Raw genomic sequence first — 20,952 nt, forward strand, 5'->3', positions numbered from 1 at the left:
GGAAATGGCAAAACGGACCATCCATTTCGGACAGTCCGCTCACTCTTTTATAAGAATGCAGCAGGTCTGCGCATTTCCTGTGCTGACCGTAAAAAATCATCAGTCAGGCAAAAAGCTTTTCTCCAGCTTTTCAATCATTTCATCCACATCCGCCTCTGTGATAACAAGCGGAGGTACAAGACGAAGAACATCACTTCCTGCAGAAATGACAAGAAGGCCGTTCTCTATGGCTTTTGTCACGATCTCTCCCACCGGGCGGCTGGAGACAACAAGACCCTGCATCAGGCCTTTTCCCCTTCTGGCTGTGAGGAAATCATATTTTTCTGTCAGGGCATCCAGCTTTTTCTCCAGATATGCAGACACTTCTTTTACATGCTCTGTGATTTTTTCACTCTCAAACAGGTCAAAAACTTTGCTGACTGCCGCGCAGGCAAAAGGATTTCCGCCGTATGTGGTTCCGTGGTCACCGGGTACCAGGGAATTCTCTGCTGTCTTTTTATTCAGCACAAAGGCCCCGACAGGAACACCACAGCCCAGAGCTTTTGCGGTTGTCATCACATCCGGCTCCACGCCGTAATCCTGGAAGGCAAACATACATCCGGTCCTGCCCATGCCGCACTGGATCTCATCCAGGATAAGCAGGATATCATGTTCGTCACACAGGGCACGCACACATTTTAAGAACTCCGGTTCTGCCGGGTAGATGCCGCCCTCACCCTGGACAGTCTCCATAATGACGGCACAGGTCTTCTCCGTGATCTGGCTTTTCACACTCTCCAGATCATTGAAGTCGGCAAATTTAATACCGCCGATCAGAGGCTTGAATGGCTCCTGATAGTGAGTATTTCCCGTTACGGACAGAGCGCCTAAGCTTCTGCCGTGGAAGGAATGCCTCATGGCAATGATCTCGTGGTCTGTTTTCTTGTCCTTCAGCCAGGCATATTTCCTGGCCACCTTGATCGCACCCTCAATGGCTTCTGTGCCGCTGTTGGTGAAAAACGCCTTGTCAAGGCCGGAGGCTTTTGTAAGCTTCTCAGCCGCTTCCACCATGGGCACATTGTAGAACAGATTTGACGTGTGGATCACTTTATCGATCTGGTCTTTCAGTGCCCGGTTATATGCCTGGTTGTTGTAGCCCAGAGCAAAAACAGCAATGCCCGCTGCAAAATCCAGATATTCTTTTCCGTCCACATCGTAAAGACGGACGCCGTCTCCCTTTTCAAGAACCACCGGAAAACGGTTGTAGGTGTGGAGAACTACATTCTCCGCCCGTTCCATATATGCATTACTCCTGGTCATCATGATAATATTTCCCCTCGCCTTTCCTCAGGATCGCTGTACCGATCCCTTTATTTGTGAAAATTTCCAAAAGCAGGCAGTGCGGAATCCTGCCGTCCAGAATATGGACTCTGGAAACTCCCTCCTCTATGGCATCAATGCAGTTCTGCAGCTTTGGAATCATACCGCCTCCCACATTGCCGTTTTCGATCAGGTTCTTCGCGTCTTTTACAAAAAGTTCGGAGATGAGGCTGGAAGGGTCCTCCGGATCTCTGTACACGCCCTCAATATCTGTGAGGAATGCCAGCTTCTCCGCTTTCATGGAGCATGCTATGGCACATGCCGCGTCATCCGCATTGATATTGTAAGTGGCAAAATCATCTCCCAGGCCGATCGGACACACGATGGGAAGGAAATCCTTTTCCAGCAGATCATAGAGAATCTTTGGATTTACGGTTTTTACATCGCCCACATAGCCGATATCCTGACCGTCGGAGAGTTTTTTGCTGACATTCAGGAGGCTGCCGTCTTTTCCGCTGATTCCCACTGCCTTTACACCCAGGGACTGCACTAGGGTCACAAGCTCCTTGTTCACTTTTCCAAGGACCATCTCCGCGATTTCCATAGTCTCATCGTCTGTCACGCGAAGGCCGTTTACAAACTTTGCCTCTTTTCCGACCTTCCCCACCCAGCGGCTGATCTCCTTGCCGCCGCCGTGGACAATGATGGGTTTAAAGCCAACCAGCTTTAAAAGTACCACATCCTTGATCACGTCGCGTTTGAGCTGTTCATCCACCATGGCGCTTCCGCCGTATTTTACAACAATGACTTTCCTGTTAAAACGCTGTATGTACGGGAGCGCCTCGATCAGCACCTCCGCTTTATCAAGATATTTCTGATTCACCATTTCTCTATATCCTCCGTCAAATATTTGTGTAACTGTTCCGTCTTTGAGACATTATGTATTATGAGCGGTAATCCGCATTGATCTTTACATAGTCATACGTCAGGTCACATCCCCATGCGGTAGCTTCGGCATCCCCCATCTTGATATCCGCAATGGCAGTCACTTCTTTTTCTGACAGGATCTTTGTGGCCTCCTCCTCGCTGTAACCGGTTGCCACGCCGTCCTCTATGATCTTCAGGCTGCCCGCTGCGCTCTCAAAGTATAAATCCACTTTTTCAGGGTCAAACTGCGCTCCGGAATATCCCATGGCGCACAGGATACGTCCCCAGTTGGCGTCGTGCCCGAAAATAGCGGCTTTCGTAAGGTTTGAGGTGATGATGGATTTGCTCAGGGTCACTGCCTGTTCTTTGCTTTCGGCGTGGATCACCTTTACCTCGAACAGTGCGGTGGCTCCCTCTCCGTCTGCTGCGATGTGTTTTGCCAGCCAGGTATTTACATAGCCGAGAGCCTCTGTGAATTTGGCATAATCTTCATTTTTTTCTGTGATCTCCGCGTTCTGTGCCTGTGCGTTTGCCAGAAGGAGAACCGTGTCATTGGTGGAGGTGTCGCCATCCACGGAAACCATGTTGTAGGTATCCTTTACACTGTCGCTGAGTGCTTCCTGGAGCAGTTCTTTGCTGATATTCACATCCGTGGTCACAAATCCCAGCATGGTGCACATATTGGGATGGATCATGCCGGAGCCTTTGCACATTCCGCCGATGGTCACTTTCTTTCCGTCTATCTCCGTCTCCACCGCGATTTCCTTCTTCACAGTGTCTGTAGTCATGATGGATTCCGCGGCCAGGGTGCCTGCTGCTGCCGTTTCCGAGAGCAGGGGCACCATTTTCTTCACGCCTGCTTCCAGAATATCCATGGGAAGCTGTTTTCCGATCACGCCTGTGGAAGCCACCAGCACAGAATCTTCCGGGATTCCCAGGATCTCGGCCGCCGCCTGAGCTGTCTTTTTGCAGTATCCAAAGCCCTCTTCCCCTGTACAGGCATTGGCGATCCCACTGTTGCAGACAACCGCCTGCGCTGCCGGCGCATGATAGACAATCTGCTGGTCCCATTTGACAGGGGCTGCTTTTACAACATTTGTGGTGAAAGTACCGGCCGCTTTGCAGGGTACTGTACTGTATATCATAGCCATGTCCTTGGCATTTCCTTTTTTGATTCCCGCCGCGATTCCCGCTGCCTGAAATCCCTGTGCTGCGGTCACGCCGCCGTTAATAACTTTCATCTGCTTCGTCCTCCTATCACTTACGGGAACATGGGCACCAGCTTCAGGCCCTCTGTCTCCTCAAATCCAAACATCAGATTCATATTCTGCACCGCCTGGCCTGCCGCACCTTTTACCAGGTTATCAATAGCGCCCATCATGATCACGCGGTTTGTTCTCTTGTCGATCTTAAAATTCACATCCACAAAATTGCTGCCCTCCACCCATTTCGTCTGCGGGCATACATCCTGATCCAGGATGCGGATGAAATACTCACTGCCGTAATATTTTTCATAGACTGCACGGATGGTGTCATAGTCTGCGTCCTTTGTCAGGGACGCATAGGCAGTCACCAGGATTCCCCTGTTCATGGGCACCAGATGGGGGGTAAAATTCAGACAGAACGCTCTGCCTGCCGCGTACCCAAGCTGTTCTTCTATTTCCGGTGTATGGCGGTGGGTTGCCACACCGTATGCCTTGATATTTTCATTGACTTCACAGTAGAGATTGTCAATCTTTGCTCCCCTGCCCGCTCCTGAGGTTCCTGACTTTGCGTCAATGATCAGTGTCTCCGGCCGAATCAGACCTTCTTTTACCAGAGGATAACAGGTTAAAATGCTGCATGTGGTATAACAGCCCGGGTTTGCCACCAGGCGGGCCTTTTTCACGTCCTCCCGGTTGAGTTCACAGAGGCCGTAGACGGCTTCTTCTATAAAGGACGGGGATTTATGCTGGATTTTGTACCACTCCTCGTATACTTTCACATCCTTTAAACGGAAGTCTGCGCTCAGATCCACAATCTTTACTTTGGAGAGGATCTCTTCATTCACCAGAGACGCGCATAAGCCCTGGGGTGTTGCTGTGAAGATCACATCCACTTCGTCGGCCAGAGCCTCCATATTGTCATCCATACATTTGTCATCCACCAGCTTGAACATATTCTGGTAGACCTCGTAGTATTTTTTATCTATGTAGCTTCTGGAACCGTACCATTTGATTTCCACTTCTTTATGATTTAAAAGTAATCTGACAAGTTCGCCGCCGGCGTAGCCGGTTGCCCCGATGATTCCTGCTTTTATCATGTTCTTCAACAACCTTTCTTAAGTAATCTTTATCTTCTTTCATTTCCGTAGCGCTTTGGCCGCTTGTGTATACCTTTATCATACTCCAGTTGTTTTGCATAGTAAAGCTTTATCCTGTCTGCAGCATGATGCATAAAAGTTTCCCTCGATTGCATAATCATACATCTTTTCCGTATAATATGCAAGCCTTTTTTTGAGAAATTTTCCAGTTTTTTTCTGACACACACATTTGTTATTCCATATATTAATTAAGGAAACTTTGATATCAGGTAAAATGATACATAAAATTTTTTTACATTTTTTTCATTTTACTATTGCATAAATATTAAAGTTGTTGTATAGTAAATCATGTCGAAAGCAAATACAAAATTTTAGAACGGGGCACACGGGCTGCGGGAATGCAGATTCGGATATGCTCCGGTACATAGAAAAAGGAAAATACAGGAGGAATTTATCATGAAAGAAAAGGTTATCTTAGCATATTCAGGCGGACTGGACACAACAGCACTGATTCCGTGGCTGAAAGAAAATTTTGATTATGAAGTTATCTGCTGCTGTGTAGACTGCGGACAGGGAAATGAGCTGGACGGATTGGACGAACGTGCCAAATTATCAGGCGCATCCAAATTATATATTGAAAACATCATCGACGAGTTCTGTGACGATTACATTGTTCCCTGCGTTCAGGCAGGTGCTGTCTATGAGCACAAATATCTGCTTGGTACCTCCATGGCCCGTCCCGGAATCGCCAAAAAACTGGTTGAGATCGCAAGGAAAGAAGGCGCCACTGCTGTCTGCCACGGTGCTACCGGAAAAGGAAATGATCAGATTCGTTTTGAGCTTGGGATCAAAGCTCTGGCTCCTGATCTGAAGATCATTGCTCCATGGCGTATGACCGATGTATGGACCATGCAGTCACGTGAGGATGAGATAGAGTTCTGTAAAGCACACGGCATCAACCTTCCTTTTGACGCAAGTCACAGCTACAGCCGTGACCGTAACTTATGGCACATCAGCCATGAGGGACTGGAACTGGAAGACCCGGCACAGGAGCCCAACTATGATGACCTGCTGGTTCTCGGCGTAACACCGGAGAAAGCTCCGGATGAAGGGGAATATGTGACCATGACCTTTGAAAAAGGTATTCCCACAAGCCTGAACGGAAAATCCATGAAGGTTTCCGAAATCATTACAGAGCTGAATGCCATGGGCGGAAAGCATGGTATCGGTATCATTGATATCGTGGAAAACCGTGTTGTAGGCATGAAATCCCGCGGCGTATATGAGACACCGGGCGGAACCATCCTGATGGAGGCTCATGACCAGTTGGAAGAACTGATCCTGGACCGCGATACCATGGAGACAAAGAAAAAACTGGGCAGCCAGTTTGCCCAGATTGTATATGAAGGAAAATGGTTCACACCGCTGCGCGAAGCGATCCAGGCATTTGTGGAAAGCACACAGCAGTATGTGACAGGTGAAGTGAAATTCAAACTGTACAAAGGCAATATCATCAAAGCCGGTACCACTTCTCCGTACAGCCTGTACAGCGAGTCACTGGCATCCTTCACAACCGGAGACCTGTATGACCACCACGATGCAGATGGATTTATCACTCTGTTCGGTCTGCCGCTGAAGGTTCGCGCCATGAAAATGGCAGAGGCTGCAAAGAGCCAGAATAAATAAGCCTGTATTGTAACGATTCAGCCAGCTGAATCGTTACGGGTATTCGCCCATTAAAAATCGCTTCGCGATGGGGCGAATACCTGCCGCCATTACTCTTTTGCACGGTCAGCGCAGTAAATGCGCAGACCTGACTGAACAGTTACCCTATATTTTCTTTTACTTATATTTTTATGCGGAAGGCAGCCGGGAGATATCCCGGCTGTCTTTTTGTATGGCAAAATCCGGTCAGGTGGGTAATCTATAGATGCAGTCTGCCAGACGGGCCCCCCCCGCCTGACGCTGCCAAGAAATTTATAGAAATGGTATACTAGAAATGCAGTTTTTTCATAACCAGGCCCCCATTTCGGAGTTTTTTTCTGGTTTTCAAAAGAAATCTTTCTCTATCTGCTTTCTATTATGAAGAATATTCTTTATCTTGTCAACGCAAAGGCTCCGACAAGATAAGCAAAAATTCATCTTTTTATACCAAAAAGACCCGGCGTTCAGACCGGGTCTCTGTTATTAATCTTCGTCCACGTATCTCTGAATATTGGACGCATTGACATATTTCTTTGTCTCCTCACCATTGATGACAATGAGGGTCGGTGCCTGCATCACACCGAATTTCCGTGCCAGCTCCGGGTTCTTCTCCGCATCCACCAGCTCGTAGTCCTCGCCTTCCAGCATCTGCTTGGCGATCTTACAGTTGGGGCAGGTCTCTGTGGTAAAGAGATACTTTGCCGTTACCTGTCCGTTCCTGGTCTCCTCTATCCTCACATCCTCTGCTGTCATGGCCACCGTTTTAGTGCTGCCCTTAAAGTCCGAGTGGGCAATATCATAAACGGTACGGTTCTTGTACTCCTGGCTCTTTCCGTCATTCCAGTTCTGCACCGGACGGTAATAGCCTGTAATACGGCTGTAAACCTCAGCCTTCTTACCGCATTTCGGACAGATAAAATGTTCGCCGGAGAGATAACCGTGGTCTTTGCAGACAGAATATGTAGGTGACAGTGTATAGTATGGCAGACGGTAATTCTGCGCTATTTTTCTTACAAGAGCAGCAGCGGCTTTCCAGTCAGGCAGCTTTTCTCCCAGGAACGCATGGAATACGGTACCGGAGGTATACAGAGTCTGCAGTTCGTCCTGAATATCCAGGGCATCGAAAATATCCGCTGTGTAGTCCACCGGAAGATGGGAGCTGTTGGTGTAATACGGTGTGTCCCCTTCGTTTCCTGCTGTTTTGATATCCGGCCAGCGTTTTCTGTCGTGCTTTGCCAGACGGTAGGAGGTGGATTCTGCCGGAGTTGCTTCCAGGTTGTATAAATCACCGTACTCTTCCTGATAATCTTTCAGGCGCTCTCTCATGTGGTTCAGCACACGTTTGGAGAATTCCTGAGTTCTCTCATCAGACATGTCGCATTTCAGCCATCTGGCATTTAAGCCGGCCTCATTCATGCCCAGAAGACCAATGGTGGAAAAATGATTCTCAAAGCTTCCCAGATATCTTCTGGTATACGGGTAGAGTCCCTCGTCCAGAAGTTTTGTGATCACATCCCTCTTGATTTTCAGGGAACGGGCTGAAATATCCATCATATGGTCCAGTCTGCGGAAGAAATCTTCCTCATCCTCTGCCAGATATGCGATCCTCGGCATATTGATGGTCACAACGCCCACGGAACCGGTACTCTCCCCTGAACCGAAGAAACCGCCTGTTTTCTTTCTCAGCTCTCTCAAATCAAGGCGGAGACGGCAGCACATACTCCGGACATCACTCGGCTCCATATCACTGTTGATATAGTTTGAAAAATACGGGGTGCCGTATTTGGAAGTCATCTCAAACAACAGCTTATTGTTCTCTGTATCTGACCAGTCAAAATCCCTGGTGATGGAGTAAGTGGGAATGGGATACTGGAAACCGCGTCCATTGGCATCTCCCTCGATCATGGTCTCAATGAAAGCTTTATTCACCATATCCATCTCTTTTTTACAGTCTTTGTATTTAAACGGCATCTCTTCCCCGCCTACAATGGCCGGAAGCTCTGCCAGATCATTCGGTACGGTCCAGTCCAGAGTGATATTGGAGAAGGGTGCCTGGGTACCCCAGCGGCTCGGTGTATTGACGCCGTAGATAAAGGACTCCACACATTTTTTCACCTCAGGATAGCTTAAGTTGTCAGTCTTGACAAAAGGTGCCAGGTACGTGTCAAAGGAGGAAAATGCCTGGGCGCCTGCCCATTCATTCTGCATAATTCCCAGGAAATTCACCATCTGGTTGCAGAGCACACTCAGATGCTTGGCCGGGGAGGAGGTGATTTTTCCTTCAATGCCCCCAAGACCTTCCTTGATAAGCTGTTTTAAGGACCAGCCTGCGCAGTATCCTGTCAGCATGGACAGGTCATGGATATGGATATCCGCGTTTCTGTGTGCCTCAGCGATCTCCGTATCGTAAATCTCAGACAGCCAGTAATTGGCCGTTACGGCACCGGAATTGCTCAGAATCAGTCCCCCCACGGAGTAGGTCACTGTGGAGTTCTCCTTGACTCTCCAGTCCTCCACCTTCACATAGCTGTTTACAATCTCTTTGTAGTCCAGAATGGTGGACTTCATATTGCGGATTTTTTCTCTCTGTTTTCTGTACAGGATATAGGACTTCGCCACATCAGAGTAACCTGCCTGAATCAGAACATTCTCCACACTGTCCTGAATATCCTCAACAGAAACCTTTCCCTTTACAATTTTCTTCTGGAAATCTGAAGTCACACGGAGTGCCAGCAGATCCAGCATGTCACTGCTGTATTCATTCTCCGTGGCATCGAATGCCTTCTTGACTGCTTCGGCAATCTTATCCAGCTTAAATTCTGCGATTTCCCCATCACGTTTTACTACCTGAAACATTCCTTTTCCTCCTTATATGTAAAGAAGCAGGACCATCTTGCCGCCCCGCCTCGCATTCACAGAGAATAGCCTCTGTATAAACGCTGTAGGTCTATTGTAGCAAAGGTTATACTTTTCGTCAACCGTAAAAACTACCATATATTGTAAACATTCTTTGAATTTTCCAATATATGGTAGTTTTATTAATCAAATTATTAATTCCTGCGTTACTCTTCTGCGGCCTTTGACCGGTCGGTATAACGGCTTACAGACGTCCGAAAATATCCTTTGGAACCCTTGCTTTTACTGCGATTCCGCCGTCTGTATACTCCTCCTCCATGAGCTGTCCGTACTTGCGGATCTGCTGCAGAATCCCTGCATCTTTATAAGGAATCACGCGCTCCAGATAGATCTGGTCTTCCGTCACGATTTTTTCCAGCACTTCTTTCAGCCGCTCCAGGCCCTCCCCTGTTTTGGCAGAAATGCGCAGCACATGGTCAGCATTAAAATCACTGAGGATCTGTTCTCCGGAAAGTTTATCCTGCTTGTTGAAAAGTGTCACCACCTTTTTATTGGTCACTTCCAGTTCCCGGAGGGTATCATATACCACACGCATCTGGTCTTCCATCTGAGGATTGGAAGCATCCACCACATGCAGAATGATATCCGCGTATTTTGCTTCCTCCAGGGTACTTTTAAATGCCTCGATCAAGTGATGGGGCAGCTTCCGAATAAAGCCAACGGTATCCGTCAGATAGACTCTGGTTCCCCCGGAAAGCTCCAGCATTCTGGTTGTCGGGTCCAGTGTGGCAAACAGTTTGTCCTCAGAAAGGACCCCGGCATCTGTCAGTGTATTCAAAAGGGTAGACTTACCCGCATTGGTATACCCTACAATAGCGGCTGTCATGACACGGTCCCTTTTCCGGCCCTCACGCAAAAGCTCCCTGTGGCGCTTCACCTGCTCAAGCTCCCGCTTTAACTGGGAAATGCGCTCCTTGATCAGACGCCTGTCCATCTCCAGCTTCTTCTCACCGGGACCTCTGGTTCCGATACCGCCGCCCAGACGGGAAAGGGAATTGCGCAGCCCCACAAGCCGCACTGCCCGGTAGCGAAGCTGTGCCAGCTCCACCTGGATCTTTCCTTCGCTGGTGGAGGCGTGATCCGCAAAAATATCAAGTATCAGAAGAGTCCTGTCCATCACCTTACAGTCCAGCTCCTGCTGCAGGTTGTTCATCTGCACCGGCGACAGCTCATCATCGCAGATAATGCCTGTGGCATCCAGCGCCGTGAGCAGCATTTTCAGCTCCTCCATCTTGCCCTTTCCCACATAGGTACCGGGATGGATCCGCTCTCTTTTCTGGATCACCGTTCCCACCACCAGTGCACCTGCTGTTTTTGTAAGCTCCGCAAGTTCTTCCACGGATTCCTCCGTATCGTCGCCGTCTCCCTCCTGAACGCCTACCAGGATGACACGCTCCTCTGCTTCGTTTAAATCGTATAACTGCATAAAAATCTCCTATAATATGTCTCTGTCAACTTGTCTTCCTGCTGTCCGCAGAGATAATCTGTAAAACTGTCTTATCATCATAACGCTTTTTCTATATGCTGACAAGGGGACATTTTTCACAAAAACATCTTGCAGTACCGTGATGGTTTTCTTTTCGGTAATATGATAAGATAACAGAATAAGAAGAAATTTCCTAATGACGGGCAGTTTCAGAATAGAAGAGGTGAAGCAAATGAAATGTTCCATTCACGGCAGCACATACGATTTTTATAAAAATTATCAGCAGAATGACGTTCTGAGAGATCGTCTGAATTTACTGGCCGGAAATACCTTCGGAGGGTTATCCTTTGAAAAATGGTACCGGGAGGGTTACTGGACCGGGAAGTGTATGCCGTATACACTCTTTGACGGAAATGACTGTGCGGCAAATATCCTGGCCTCTGTTTTTCCTGTTGTTCTGAATAACGAGAAGAAAACGTATCTTCAGCTTGGCACGGTCATGACTGCACCCAAGTACAGAAACAGGGGATTGGTCCGATTTCTGATGAATGAAATATTAAAAGACCAAAAGGACAACTGTGATGCGGTCTATCTGTATGCCAACGACCAGGTCGTCGACTTTTATCCCAAATTCGGCTTTACGGAGGAACGGGAATACCAGTACAGTAGACCTGTTTTTCCCAAGAAAGGAAGCATACGGAAACTTCAAGTGGATGATCCCGGCGACAGAAATATTATGGAAAAAAGAATACCATGCGGCAATCCCTACACCTTGATCGAAATGCCTGACAGCACAGAATTTGTTATGTTCCACTGCCTCACATTCCAAAAAGACAATCTTTACTTTCTGCCGGAATACGATGCTGTTGTTGTGGCCAAACAGGAGAACGATACTCTGCACTGCTACGGCATTTTCTGTGAAGACGGCAGCCATCTGGAGGATATTTTCTCTGTCGCCGCAGAGGAAAACTGCAGCAGAGTCTGTTTGGGTTTTACGCCGAAGGATTCCTGTCTGTTTGAAGCGGAGCAGTCAGAGGAGGAGGATACGCATTTATTCGTCTTTCAGGGTAAAGAAAATATTTTTAAGGACAATAAAATCATGTTTCCCGTACTTTGCCGAACATAATGTTCCCCCAATACAGAACCAGGCGGATTTGTCAACAGCGTGAATACAGCTTCACACATGTCGGCAAATCCGCCTGAATTTCCATAAAGACATCTATACACATTCTTTTCTCTCATATATTTTTGAAGAGATCATATAGGATGCCAGCAGAAATACAATACAAAATACTCCAAATCCTGCCACTGCCATGTTCTGGTTCCGATACAGAAAGTCTGTCATAGAGTTGTAAAATGCGGAATTTGTAAACATAGAGCTGAAAAATCCCACTACCACAACGGTTCCTGAAAGTAAGTACTGAACTTTTACCACTCCTACTTTATATACGACGGGAATGAAAATTCCCATTAACAGAATGTAAACAGACAATGCCTGCATGATCTGCCATACATGCAAAACGTCTCGATTCATGATAAGACAGACTGCCTCATATCCCGCTGTGCAGAGCAGAAAAAACAAGGTCATGATCAAATACCTCACAGCCACCAGTATTTTCTTTGAACAGGGCGCACATAAAAGTATAACTTCACCTCCGGGATATTTTTCCTCTTCCGTACAAATATTTCCAAACAATATCAATCCCAAAATGTTGACTATCATCAGAAGCGGCACAGCCCCCACATCTATCTGAGCATCAAGTCTCCAGTTCAGGAAAACCGGCATACCGATAATCATCACAAGCATGATCAAAAGATTCTTTTTAACGAGTCTGACATCTTTCATAAACAGTGCTCTTACCATACTCTTCACTCCCCTTTCCCATACATGCCATCAGTATCTCCTCCATATCCGGCCTCTCAAACACCACATCCGGAATCAGACGCTTCATTTCCTCTGTCCTGCTGGTGACAGCGGTAAATCCGTATTGGGTTTTCCTAAGACTGATGCACAGTTCTTCTGCCTCCCCGGTCAAATCCCTGCTGTCACCCTTTGCGATCCTGTATTCCTCCATCAGGGCATCCTTCTCCTTCTGGAATACAATCCTGCCCTTGTCAATGAGAATAACAATATCTGCCACCTTCTCAATATCAGTCGCAATATGAGTAGAAAAAAATACACCTCTGCCCTCCCGCTCCATATACTCCCTGAGACTTTCCAGGATCTGTGCCCTGGTGAGCAGGTCAAGGCCGCTGGAGGGTTCATCCATGATCAAAAACTCCGCATGGTGTGACATGGCAAGCGCCAGGGAAAACTTCACTTTCATTCCTCTTGACAATTCCTGTATCTTCTGTTTCTCGTTCAGGGAGAATTTACGTATCCAGTCCTTATACACGGAATCGTCCCAGTTCTTATACAGGGAAGCAAAAAGAGATGCCGTCTCCTTCAAGGTAAACATTCCGTAAAAGCCTCCGTTATCCGTAACCACACCGATCCGGTTCTTGATCTCCTGTTCGCTCTCCTTCCCTCCATACATATCCATTCCAAGAATATTCGCCTGGCCGCCGTCTCTATGTATCAGATTTAAGATGCCTCGGATGGTGGTTGTCTTGCCGGCACCGTTGTTTCCCACAAATCCCGCAATACACCCCTCCGGTACGGTAAAGCTGACATCCTGAAGTTCAAACCTGCTATAGTTTTTCCTTAGATTCCTTACTTCCAGCACATTATCCATTTCCAATCTCCTCGCTTAAAATGTCCAGCATCTCCATGATCTCCTCTTTGCTGATATCCAGCATAGATGCCAGTTTCAAGGCTTCCGTAAGCTTTTCCTCAATCATTCTGCGTTTGGATTCCCTGAAAAGTTCTGTGTTACCGGCCTTTACAAAAGTTCCCAGTCCAACCTGACTGACCACAAACCCCTCTTTTTCCAGCTCCTCATAGACTCTTCGGATGGTCAGCACACTGACCTTCAGATCATTGGCAAAACTGCGGATAGATGGAAGCAGCTCCCCCTCCTGCAGCTCACCGCTCAGGATATTCTCCTTTATCTGCTCCATGATCTGCTGGTACAGCGGTTCGTTGGCCGTGTTTGATATTGTTATCTTCATGACTCACCCCTTTAGTGTGTATCTCTATACATCACACTATACACTTACATATCTCTTGTGTCAATAGCTGAATGAAAAAAGCTGCCGCATGATTCCTGTTGAGTTACTGTTCACTGCGTGCCCAGTAACACGCTTCGCGATGCACAGATATGGAGCATTCTGCTCCATATCGCGCTGGCTGCCTCGGGATTTTCATGCCTGCGGCCTGAAAACACCTCGCGGGACAGTGGCGTGTTAACAGTAACCCTTTTGATACAAAGCGATTCTCCCATCCTCCTTTATCACTTTCAACTGCTTTCCTCCAAAGGGGACGGTAAGGCAGAATTCTTTTATGGAATCCGGAATATGTGGTTCAAACCTGTATCCATTATGCTCTCCCGGGTCCGGATGGATCCCCGCCAGTTCCTCGATCAAAATACTGACAGGCGCTGTGGCCCAGGGATGGCATAAGCTGGTATTCCACTTCTGTTCCTTTCCCCATGCCTCAAAACAGGCGGAAGCCCCCTCCCGCAGCATGTTGACCCAGCCGTGTTCCCCTTCATTGACCAGAAGCCTGTATACGCTCTCATAACGTCCTGCATCCGCAAGAGCTTTGAGAACAAAATAACTTGGCATGACACCGCAGCAGAACCCTTTTTCCTCCAGAAAATCCGCTACACGGTCCGCTGCCTCCCCGGGTACCAGCCCGAAATACAGCGCGTACAGATTGGAGTGGAGAGAACAGTGTCCGCTCTGCTTACTGTCTGCAAACAGTTTTCTGTCCGGTCGATAAAAAGCATCTATATAGGCAGCCCGTATTTTTTCAAAGGAACAGGATGCGGGTATTCCCAGAATCCGCTCTATCTCTGTCAACGCCCTGAATGCCCCTGCATACAGAGCATTGATGACATTGTGGCAGCCTTTTGCCACCACCGGGCGGCTCAGGGTAAAATCATACCCGTCACGCAGATTTTCAGGCCAGTCCACCAGATTCCACTTCTCTGACACCCGGTCTAAAAGCCCGCTTTCGTCCTCATACACAGAAAAATAATTTACAACACCTCTGGCAGTATCATAATATTTTCTCAGAAATCCCTTGTCCCCGGTGAATGCATAGTCTGTCAGCAGAAGCTGTGACCACAGCAGGGAAAAATCAGCGATTTCCTGCATAAATGCCCCCGGAGCCACTGCCATAAGGCCGGGACAGATGTCTTTTGTAAGGGCAAACTGGTCAATACATTTTCTCAGCATCTCTGTCTTTCCCGTCAGCCACACCTGGGAACGTGACGTGACCACCGCGTCCCCCAGATACTGCCCCTTCTCTCTTGTGGGGCAGTCAAGATATGCCTCCTGAGTGCCGTATTTTACCGTATTTCTGCACAGGGAAAATATACCCGCCAGTTTTTCCTCCGTGGTCCTCAGTGTACACAGGGAATCCTCCATGGGATAATGACGGATCAGGGCGCGGATTTCCAGAATCTTTACGCTGCTTCCAAAACGGATTTCCGCGTATCGGAATCCTTTGTAGTCATACGGCTCCAGCTCGCAGATTCCGCCGTCCAGTGTCCATATCTCCCGGTATGTGCAGCCACAGCGCATGTCACAGCGGACACTGCCGTCCTTGCGCAGCTCCTCCCCGCAGAGAATCTCCACTTCCGCTCCGGGCGGACCTGAGGCTTTGATCCGCAGACTGCCTGTAATCTCACGGCCTATATCCACATACCAGCAGCCTTCCTCTTTTTTTACTGTTTCCGGTGCCCTCTCGTATACGGCCAGCATTTTTGTGGGCTGTCTGACACAAGTATAGTCTGCCCACTCTGCCTTTATCATAGGCTCCCACCGGCTGTCATCAAACCCGGCAAGATTCCAGTCCGCATCCCAGCGCCGGCTGTCAAAGTTCTCCAAGAACTGCGTCTCATAGCCTGTTGTCTCCCCTATATAGGCCTCGGATATTTTGTATTTCCAGGAAAGGGGGAGGCATTCCTCCGAACTTCTGCAGATTAGCTGTGCGGTAAGGGCAAAGCGTCCGTCCCCGCTGTTCCACACACGGTTGATAAGTCCCTGATAATAGAGATGTACTGCCAGCACATTTTTTCCGGGATGCAGAAATTCTGTAATATCTATCTCATTGTAATAATATTTCTCCGGCCACGCCGGGGCAGGGCCCTGTCCTGCAAATCTGCCGTTGACCCACAGCTTGTAGTAATCATCTGCGGATATGCGCAGCAGATACTTCTCTCCGTTCCCCTCTGTCTCCACATCTGAGCGGGCAAGAACATGGAGATTCTGCACCGGAAACACCTGCATGGTGCGCTTTTGGTGTTCTTTGTGATAAGGCTTTTCCGGTTTTATGCCGTCAAACAGAGGGATAGTCAGCCAAACCGGTTCAAATTTTGTCATATGTCTCACTCCTGTTGATAAGCTGAAAATTTCCTAAAATTCATTGTTTCTGCTCTATCATAAGGCATTCAGGTTTTTAAGTACATGTAACTTTTTTGGATTATATGTACTATTTCTCTCTTTCTTATCTCCGAAGGTATGAAAAAAGAATCCAGCAGAAGACATCTATAGTCCAAATTGAAAAACAAAATGCCGGCAGATGGATGACACTTCCGCCGACATTTTTGTATCTGTATTCCTAATTATTCCCACTGTTCCCTTATGAAATCATATTTGAATTTTGACTGCTGTTATGTAGCAATACCTTTATATTTCACTTACAGATCTCCGGCAAACTTTCTTGCCATTCTCCCTTTGCGGCAGACCAATCTGCTGTATATTCTATACCTTCTATTGCCGCGGCAAATGGTTTGGCAAGAAATACATTTATTGTTTCCAGAACGGTGCCATAATCATCCGTATTGGTATTGATCTTACGGACAAAAGCTTTCCACTTCTTCTGCATTGCCGCATCATCGCCAAATCCCATAACCTGTTCAAACTGTTTTATACTGAACGTATGTCCACGGTTTACAAAAGTTCTGTGCAATGCTTCTGACAACACTCTGCCTTCAAAATCAAACTTATTTACAATATAATATATATCGTAATAGTCTTTCATTCTGCTGGAAAACTCCATTAAACTAAGGATTGCATCAATTTTTTCAGCGATAGTTGTCTCTAGTGAATATGTATTGATCATAGGTGCATTATAGTCAGGAAGCTGCGTCGGTATCTTGCGCTTTTCCTGTTTTGGTACGATTATGTCTCCCACACCGAAATCAATCCCAAATGGCGTGCGAGTGTTTTTAATATAAGCCACGACTGAAGCTCCGATACCCGCATATTTTTTTGCGAGAGCGATTGGTGCAACATCTTTGATTTCAAAAGTCACAAAATCATGCTCAGTAGGGGAAGCAATGATTTCTTCCAGCACCACTTTCAACTGTTCCGGTGTATTTGGAATTTTCTGAAGCAGAAAATCTACATCTACGGTAACACGACTGTCAAAACCGGTAAGCGAATAGATGAAAAGTCCGCCCTTTAATACAAGATTTTCCGCGTATTTCGATTTCTCTAAACGGCGCAGAAACTCCTCTTGGCAAAAGAGCTGCAGACAAAGTTGGTAACTTCTCCCGCTTTCTTTGGCAATCTTTTTAAGGCGTGCAAGTACAGACGCAGCTACATCAGCCATTCAACAGCACCTCCATTACATTCATTACTTTTGTGTAAAGACGCATTGTTTTCGCATATTTGGAAAGATTGGCAAGATTCTTTTTCTCATCTGCCGCATAAGCATTGACTGCCTTATTAAAGAGTTCATTATCAAGCTTTGTGCGATATTTAAAGCAATCACAAAGTGTACGTTCTCGGTCATAGACAGGCAAAGAAATACCGCTGAAGTTTTCCATCGTCTTGCCAAGATTTAAAAACTCTCTTTGAATGTAATAGGTTTTCATGGATATCTCCTGCACACGCTTAACTGTCCTGACTGCCGTTCGCGGCACCGCAATCGACCACTCGCGCGGGGCAAAGTCACTATATCCATAATGAAAAAGGGCTGATTCGACACAAATAATTCCCTGAGGGAGCAGTTCTTTAATCAGCTGTTCTTCTGTTATCATGGTATTATCAGGAAGTTGATAATATCCATGCCGGATTCGCTCTATTATTCCTTCTCTGCAAAGTGCGGCAACCTCATAATTTTTCATACCGGCTGCAAGAAAATCAGAAGTTCTTACAATACCGCCCTTTTCCTTTATTATGTTTCGTACAATTTCCTTTTTATTCAAACAGGCACCAACTTTCAGCATACAATTTTACATTTTTGTATGCTTTATTGTAGCATAAAATCAAAAAAATCACAATGCCCAATGTTTCATATCGTCAACGCCGGACTCTTTTTTACAAAACTGCCTTTTTAAAAGAAATATACGCACTCAGACAGTAAACCAGATAGATGCTGAAAAACACCCCCGCCGTCACTCCCAGGATACCTATTCCCTCTCCAAATCCTACCAGCGTCATTCCCTGGTACGCATCCCAGTTGACGCTGCCTGTGATCGCCATATACACTGCGGCACCTCCCACAGCGGCGGGAAGTACGGGGAAGGAGTAATAGACGGCAAAATATCTCTGCAGAATCTTCCTCTGTTCTGCCTTATCCATGCCACATTCCTGAAGTATACGGAACTGCTGCCGCTCCTGCTCCAGATCACTCAGTATCTGCACAGTCATGATAGTTGCCGCCGCAGCCAGCAGGATAAATGCCAGATAAAACAGAGGGAAGGAAAGACTCATGACAATAGAGGCCCCGCTCTCCCGGATTTCCGCCTTGCCGGTCACATGCATCTGATTTTCCCACGCTATGGCTGCGATTCCCTTATATACTTCCATGGAGAGCTCTTTTGGCGCCACTCCCACATACAGTTCCTCAATCACCTGCATGTTTTTGGCCACCCGGTCCGGCACGATCAGCAGATAGTAGCTCCCATTCCCGAAAAATTCCTGCTGGAAAAACGCACCTGTGAATGCCCCGCCAAAGGAGAGTGCCGCGTCCTTTTCCCTGTCTGTGCCGGCCGGAATGCTCCGGCCGCTTCCTGTCAGCGCCCGGGTATCGGCATACCGCTCCAGCTTTTCTTTTGCAAAGCCGCTGCAGTGCATATAATACTTGTCTTCCTCCAGATTTACCTTCTCCATACCCAGCATATCTCTTAATTCTTTGTACACGGACATTGCCATATAACAGTCATTTTCCATGGCGTCCATGTGGGAAAATGCCATGAATTTTCCCATATTTTCCGTGGAAAAATACGCGCCGAAATCACGCCTGCCGGAGGTGTATACCTGATAATCGGCAGTGGCAGCTTCCGGTATTTCCTTCTGTACATACTCTTTAAAAGGCTGCAGATTCTTCTGCCCGTACAGGGACCCTACAGCAAAGTCAAATGCCGTCTCATTCACCCGGCCATCCACGCGCCTGTTAAAAAACAACCCCAGGCTCACTGCCAGAAATACCAGGAGAAACAAAATGCTGACACTGGCAAAGGTCAGACTGAGATTCCGAATCTTGCCTGAATATATGCGCCCCAGAACCAGATTCCTGCCCCTGTATTTCCATTTCACTTTATTAAGCTTCTGTTCCAGAACCACAGGAAAACTCATAAAGAGACCGAACACGGAAAGCACGATCATGGACAGCCCGAATAAGGCTGCCGCACCCCCGGCGTCGTTGCTGATCTCACAGTACAGAAGTGCCCCAAAAGAACAGCATCCCAGCAGCAAAGCGAGCAGGGAGAGCAGAAAAAGTATCCTCTTCTGTTTCTTATTCTTTAAAGGCGCCTTCTCATTCTCCGCGTCCATAGAGAGCAGTTCCCGGATGCTGACTGCCATTACTTTCTTTTTTACCTTTCTGCCTGACAGCCAAAAGATACAGACCAGGTACACACTGGTCAGACAAAACGCTCCCCATGAAAATTCCAGCCCCATGTGGAAAGGCCGCAGAAATAAGTGCATCACCATGGCCTTTAAGATCTGGTAAAAATAAGTACCTCCCACCAGTCCTGCAAGCCATGCCGCGGCTCCTATGGTTATGCTCTCCCGGGCAAACATTCCGGCAATCTCCCGGTTCTCAATGCCCAGCATCATATAAGTCCCGAACTCACGGCTTCTTTTCCTGAATATAAACTCCGTAATATAGCTCACCAGCCTGCCCAGGATCAGTACAATGATAACACTGATAAAAATAATGATAAAAGGCATCATGGACCACTCACCCAGAATGGCTTTTATCTCCTCTGAAAACACCAGCAGGTGAAAGGAATACATCAATGTCACAGACAGAATCAATGTCAGAAGATACACCGCATAATCCCGCATCTGGCGCAGCGCATTCCTCCTTGAAAGTTTTCTCAGCATGACACGTCACCTCCCAGAAAGGACTGTACCTGCAGGATCTCCTCATAGAACTCCTGCTGTTCCTTTTTGCCGCGGACAATCTCATTAAAAATTCTTCCGTCTTTCAAAAAAAGGACACGTTTTCCAAAGCTGGCACAGTAAGAATCATGGGTCACCATGAGTATCGTCACCTGCAGTTCCCGGTTCAGTTCCCCCAAAAGCCCCATAAGCTGCCGGGAACTGCGGGAATCCAGCGCCCCGGTAGGCTCATCTGCCAGAAGGATTCTCGGCTTTTTGATCAGCGCCCTCGCGCAGGCACATCTCTGCTTCTGCCCTCCTGATACCTGGTAAGGAAATCTGGAGGCAATTTCCCCGATTCCAAGCCGCTCCATCATCTCCACACTTTTGGCGTGCACCTTTTCTGCCGGCAGTCCCAGCAAAACCAGGGGAAGGGCAATGTTCTCCTCAATGGTCAGACGATCCAGAAGGTTAAAATCCTGTACCACAAACCCCAGATTTTCCCTGCGGAACTTTGCCTGTGCTCCCTGTTCCACTGCAGTGATATCCATAATCCCGGAAGGCCCCTGCTTCCCTGTGTTCAGATAAATATGCCCTGCACTCACACAGTCCACAGTGGAAATGCAGTTGAGCAGTGTTGTCTTGCCTGAGCCGGAAGCCCCCATTATACTGGTGAACTCCCCTTCCTCCACCTGGAAACTCAGACCATCCAGTGCCTTTTTCAGATTATCCTTTGTACCGTAATATTTTTCTATCTGTTCCGCTCTCAGAACTTCCGCCATATTCCATTCCCTGCCTTTCTTCTTCCATTGGCAACTGCACAAGTGTTCCTTTTACTCCTCTATTATAGAAAACAGGAGGGCAGGTTACCTGTGATTTTACCGAATGTTATCTTACATATTCGTAAGATGAGGCAGAGGATGCATTGGCCGGC

16 protein-coding genes are annotated in these 20,952 nt (G+C 47.4%); 2 read left to right on the plus strand and 14 right to left on the minus strand.

What is annotated here, in order from left to right; translation table 11 throughout:
* Positions 1-99: 99 nt before the first annotated feature.
* Genes LC508_RS11295 through argC form a run of 4 tightly spaced genes read right to left on the minus strand, consistent with a single transcriptional unit; the run spans position 100 to position 4,528 of the window.
* Positions 100-1,302 carry an aspartate aminotransferase family protein gene (locus LC508_RS11295; RefSeq protein ID WP_103732214.1) on the minus strand — a complete coding sequence of 401 codons (1,203 nt, stop codon included), beginning with the start codon at positions 1,300-1,302 and terminating at the stop codon, positions 100-102.
* Positions 1,286-2,185, minus strand: coding sequence for an acetylglutamate kinase (gene argB / locus LC508_RS11300; protein ID WP_033141004.1), 900 nt, complete (start codon positions 2,183-2,185; stop codon positions 1,286-1,288). The genes LC508_RS11295 and argB overlap by 17 nt, the downstream gene beginning before the upstream one ends.
* A gap of 58 nt (positions 2,186-2,243) precedes the next feature.
* On the minus strand, positions 2,244-3,467 hold the full coding sequence (gene argJ / locus LC508_RS11305) for a bifunctional glutamate N-acetyltransferase/amino-acid acetyltransferase ArgJ (protein ID WP_033141005.1): 1,224 nt from the start codon (positions 3,465-3,467) through the stop codon (positions 2,244-2,246).
* 20 nt (positions 3,468-3,487) lie between these two features.
* Complete coding sequence (argC, locus tag LC508_RS11310) at positions 3,488-4,528, minus strand: N-acetyl-gamma-glutamyl-phosphate reductase (protein WP_033141006.1); 1,041 nt, start codon at positions 4,526-4,528, stop codon at positions 3,488-3,490.
* A gap of 456 nt (positions 4,529-4,984) precedes the next feature.
* Here argC and LC508_RS11315 point away from each other — a divergent pair, with 456 nt between their 5' ends.
* Positions 4,985-6,214 carry an argininosuccinate synthase gene (locus LC508_RS11315; protein WP_033141008.1) on the plus strand — a complete coding sequence of 410 codons (1,230 nt, stop codon included), beginning with the start codon at positions 4,985-4,987 and terminating at the stop codon, positions 6,212-6,214.
* Positions 6,215-6,715: 501 nt separating this feature from the next.
* Here LC508_RS11315 and LC508_RS11320 read toward each other — a convergent pair.
* Positions 6,716-9,088 carry a ribonucleoside triphosphate reductase gene (locus LC508_RS11320; protein ID WP_033141009.1) on the minus strand — a complete coding sequence of 791 codons (2,373 nt, stop codon included), beginning with the start codon at positions 9,086-9,088 and terminating at the stop codon, positions 6,716-6,718.
* A gap of 244 nt (positions 9,089-9,332) precedes the next feature.
* Positions 9,333-10,574: a GTPase HflX gene (gene hflX / locus LC508_RS11325; RefSeq protein ID WP_033141010.1), complete on the minus strand. Its 1,242-nt coding sequence runs from the start codon at positions 10,572-10,574 to the stop codon at positions 9,333-9,335.
* Positions 10,575-10,806: 232 nt separating this feature from the next.
* On the opposite strand from hflX, the gene LC508_RS11330 reads away from it, so the two are divergent.
* Positions 10,807-11,700, plus strand: coding sequence for a GNAT family N-acetyltransferase (locus LC508_RS11330; RefSeq protein WP_158587299.1), 894 nt, complete (start codon positions 10,807-10,809; stop codon positions 11,698-11,700).
* Positions 11,701-11,793: 93 nt separating this feature from the next.
* Here the strand turns inward: LC508_RS11330 and LC508_RS11335 are convergent, their stop codons facing one another.
* The 8 genes from LC508_RS11335 to LC508_RS11370 all read right to left on the minus strand — a co-directional run bounded on the left by LC508_RS11335 (position 11,794) and on the right by LC508_RS11370 (position 20,800).
* A complete protein-coding gene (locus LC508_RS11335; protein WP_054351873.1) occupies positions 11,794-12,420 on the minus strand; it encodes an ABC-2 transporter permease in 627 nt (208 codons plus the stop codon).
* Positions 12,398-13,309, minus strand: a complete 912-nt coding sequence (locus tag LC508_RS11340) for an ABC transporter ATP-binding protein (RefSeq protein WP_103733193.1) — start codon at positions 13,307-13,309, stop codon at positions 12,398-12,400. Before LC508_RS11340 ends, LC508_RS11335 begins: the two co-directional genes overlap by 23 nt.
* A complete protein-coding gene (locus tag LC508_RS11345; RefSeq protein WP_033141013.1) occupies positions 13,302-13,685 on the minus strand; it encodes a GntR family transcriptional regulator in 384 nt (127 codons plus the stop codon). The genes LC508_RS11340 and LC508_RS11345 overlap by 8 nt, the downstream gene beginning before the upstream one ends.
* Positions 13,686-13,919: 234 nt before the next feature.
* The gene (locus LC508_RS11350; protein ID WP_103731414.1) at positions 13,920-16,064 is read right to left on the minus strand and encodes a family 78 glycoside hydrolase catalytic domain; all 2,145 of its coding nucleotides are present in this window, start codon (positions 16,062-16,064) and stop codon (positions 13,920-13,922) included.
* Positions 16,065-16,377: 313 nt separating this feature from the next.
* Positions 16,378-17,298 carry a nucleotidyl transferase AbiEii/AbiGii toxin family protein gene (locus LC508_RS11355; RefSeq protein WP_033144257.1) on the minus strand — a complete coding sequence of 307 codons (921 nt, stop codon included), beginning with the start codon at positions 17,296-17,298 and terminating at the stop codon, positions 16,378-16,380.
* The gene (locus tag LC508_RS11360) at positions 17,291-17,917 is read right to left on the minus strand and encodes a type IV toxin-antitoxin system AbiEi family antitoxin domain-containing protein (protein ID WP_225305367.1); all 627 of its coding nucleotides are present in this window, start codon (positions 17,915-17,917) and stop codon (positions 17,291-17,293) included. The genes LC508_RS11355 and LC508_RS11360 overlap by 8 nt, the downstream gene beginning before the upstream one ends.
* A gap of 91 nt (positions 17,918-18,008) precedes the next feature.
* Positions 18,009-20,021: an FtsX-like permease family protein gene (locus tag LC508_RS11365; RefSeq protein ID WP_103731413.1), complete on the minus strand. Its 2,013-nt coding sequence runs from the start codon at positions 20,019-20,021 to the stop codon at positions 18,009-18,011.
* Positions 20,015-20,800, minus strand: coding sequence for an ABC transporter ATP-binding protein (locus tag LC508_RS11370; protein WP_103731412.1), 786 nt, complete (start codon positions 20,798-20,800; stop codon positions 20,015-20,017). The genes LC508_RS11365 and LC508_RS11370 overlap by 7 nt, the downstream gene beginning before the upstream one ends.
* Between the last annotated feature and the right edge of the window lie 152 nt (positions 20,801-20,952).

This window comes from Blautia parvula, from assembly GCF_020215665.1.
GTDB classification, from domain to species: domain Bacteria; phylum Bacillota; class Clostridia; order Lachnospirales; family Lachnospiraceae; genus Blautia; species Blautia celeris.